This is a genomic window from Nocardia sp. NPDC004722 (assembly GCF_053601505.1).
In genome coordinates, this window is record NZ_JBSGBY010000897.1 from 1 (window position 1) to 2,471 (window position 2,471).

Annotated in this window: 3 protein-coding genes and 1 pseudogene; 1 reads left to right on the forward strand and 3 read right to left on the reverse strand. The window is 71.8% G+C overall.

Going from position 1 to position 2,471, the window contains the following annotated elements:
* The 3 genes from ACWELQ_RS43705 to ACWELQ_RS43715 all read right to left on the reverse strand — a co-directional run.
* Nucleotides 1-703, reverse strand: a 703-nt coding sequence (locus tag ACWELQ_RS43705; RefSeq protein WP_452402855.1) for a CobD/CbiB family cobalamin biosynthesis protein, incomplete at its 3' end; no start/stop codon positions are given.
* A 50-nt stretch (nucleotides 704-753) separates the two neighbouring features.
* Entirely contained in the window at nucleotides 754-1,668 is a 915-nt protein-coding gene (locus tag ACWELQ_RS43710; RefSeq protein ID WP_452402856.1) for an SURF1 family cytochrome oxidase biogenesis protein, read from the reverse strand.
* A gap of 17 nt (nucleotides 1,669-1,685) precedes the next feature.
* Nucleotides 1,686-2,198, reverse strand: coding sequence for a low molecular weight protein-tyrosine-phosphatase (locus ACWELQ_RS43715; RefSeq protein ID WP_452402854.1), 513 nt, complete (start codon nucleotides 2,196-2,198; stop codon nucleotides 1,686-1,688).
* Between the two features lie 44 nt (nucleotides 2,199-2,242).
* On the opposite strand from ACWELQ_RS43715, the pseudogene ACWELQ_RS43720 reads away from it, so the two are divergent.
* Nucleotides 2,243-2,471, forward strand: a pseudogene (locus ACWELQ_RS43720) (Rv2231c family pyridoxal phosphate-dependent protein CobC); the annotation flags it as partial.

The window sequence follows — 2,471 nt, forward strand, 5'->3', positions numbered from 1 at the left end:
CGCGCCGCCACGCCCGCCACGCGTCGGCGGGGCGTCCGCCGACCACCGGAGCCAGTGCGGCGGTGATCAATCCGCTCACCCGCGCCGGAGCCAGATTCGCCACATCGTCGGTGCGGGCCGCCGCCCAGCCGAATCGGGTGTACCGCTCGTTGCGATACCCGATCATCGCGTCGAGCGTGTTCACCGCCCGATACGCCAGCAGCCCCGGCACCCCGGCGACCGCACCCCAGAACAGCGGCGCGACAGTCGCGTCGGAGGTGTTCTCGGCGATCGACTCGAGTGCGGCCCTGGCCAATCCGTCGGCGTCCAGCACCGCCGGATCCCGCCCGCACAACGACGGCAACAACTCCCGCGCCCCGTCGATATCCCCCGACTCCAACCGATCCGCCATCGCCCGCCCGGTCTTCGCCAGCGTCGTCCCGCCCAGCACGGTCCAGGTGGCGACCGCGGTCAACACCGTCTCGCCCAGCCCCCGACCACGTCCCCCGACGGCCCGCCCGAGCCCGAGCCCCAATCCGGTGACCGCTCCCACGAGCACGATCTCGTGCACCGCTCCTGCCACCCGATCATCGCGATAGGTGAACTCCTCCACCCGCATCGCCGCCGTCCCGAACCCGGCCACGGGGTGCCCACGCCGTGGATCGCCGAACACCCGGTCCATCCCGAACCCGATCAGCAGCCCGGCCGCGGTAGCAGTCCCCATTCGCACCCGCCGAGGCTATCCGAGCGGTCGGACCGCATACCCGGGGTGGGTCAGCGGCGGGTGCCGCCGTAGCGGTCGGCGAGGCGGGCTTCATTGGTCGTCGGTTTCGGCTGCGGGGCTGGGTCGTTGGGCTTGGTCGTGGGCGGGGGCGTCGGCGTGGGGGATTCGGGTTCGGCGGGGGTGGCGGGCTGGGTTGCGGCTTCGGCTTTTTCGCGGCGGCGGGCGCGGATTTCGGCCCAGACGAAGTAGCCGAGGCCGAGGGGGGCCATGACGCCGAAGGCGAGCCATTGCAGGCCGTAGGAGAGGTAGGGGCCGGCGTCGAGTTGGGGGAGGGGGTCGGGGGTGAAGGCGCCGGGCTGGTCGGCGTCGAGTTGGAGGTAGCCGCCGCGGCCGTCGGTGGGTATGGGGGTGAGGGGGAGGCCGAGGACGGTGGCTTCCTGCTCGGTGTCGGTCGAATAGACCTGGCGGTAGCCGTCTTCCGTGGTGGGCGGCTTCTTCTCGATGATGCCCTCGGAGGCGCGGACGCGGGCCGCGAGTCGCTGGGTGCCGGTGGGCGGGACGGCGATCGTGGCAGGCGGCTTGGTGCCGCCCTGGGCGGCGGCCAGTTGACCGCGGTCGACCAGCAGGGTGCGGCCGTCATCGAGGCGGAAGGCGGCGAGCACGGTGTAGGCGGGCTGTCCGTCGAGATGGCGCAGCCGCACCAGCACGGTCGAATCCGGCACGTAAGTGCCGGTCGCGGTGACGCGCCGCCATTCGGTGTCCTTGCCGCCGCCCGACAGCATCGAGGTGATGTCGACCGGGTCCGCGTGCACCGAATTCGCGATCCGGTCATTGCGTTCGGAGGTGCGGGTGTTCTTGCCCAGCTGCCACGGGGCCAGCACCGAGAAACACAGGTAGGCGAATCCGGCGACCACGACCGCGAGAATCAGCCAGCTGGGCCGCAACAGGAACGTGAAGCGCCGCAGCAGCGAGGTCTTCGAGCTCATGCGCGGCGGCCTCCGGCCTGTTCCTCGCCCGGCTCACCGAGCTGTTCGCGCACCCAGTCCAGCATGCCGGGCACGGCCGCCTCGATCTGCTCGCGCACCAACCTGAAATCGGCCTGATCGCCGTAGTACGGATCCGGCACCGACCGCCCGTCCGCGAGCGGATCGAAACTGCGCAGCAGCCGCCGCCGCTCGGACGGCACCCCCATCCGGGCCAGCTCCCGCTCATGCCCGGTATCCAGCGCCACCAGCAGATCCGCCGCCCGATGGTCGGCCCCGATCACCGCCGCCGCATGCCCGGTCGGATACCCGTGCGCTCGCAACTCGAGATTCGTGCGCTGGTCGGCCTCGTCCCCCACATGCCAGCTCCCCGTCCCGGCACTGCTCACCCGCACCCGATCCGCCAGCCCGGCGCGCTCGAGATGCGCGGCGAAGATCTTCTCGGCCATCGGGGACCGGCAGATATTGCCGGTGCAGATGAAGGTCACATGCAGCTCGCCCACGACAGCCATTCTGTCGGGTGGGCGTACCGGGCGGCCACGTAGGGTGGACGGCTGTGCCGGACGACACCGAATATCAGGATTTCGACGCTGCCGGGCTGCGGCATCACGGGGACGTGGATGCGCTGCCGGGCATGGTCGATTTCGCGGTGAACGTCCAGGGGAGCGCGCCGCCGGAGTGGTTGCGGGAGCGGTTGGCGGCGCGGTTGGGGGAGCTCGGGCGGTATCCGAGCGAGGCCGACGAGCGGGCGGCGCGGGCGGCGGTCGCGGCGCGGCACGGTCGGT

Excerpts from the sequence above, each read along its gene's own strand:
- ACWELQ_RS43715 (WP_452402854.1), bottom strand. The coding sequence starts at position 2,198 with ATGGCTGTCGTGGGCGAGCTGCATGTGACCTTCATCTGCACCGGCAAT.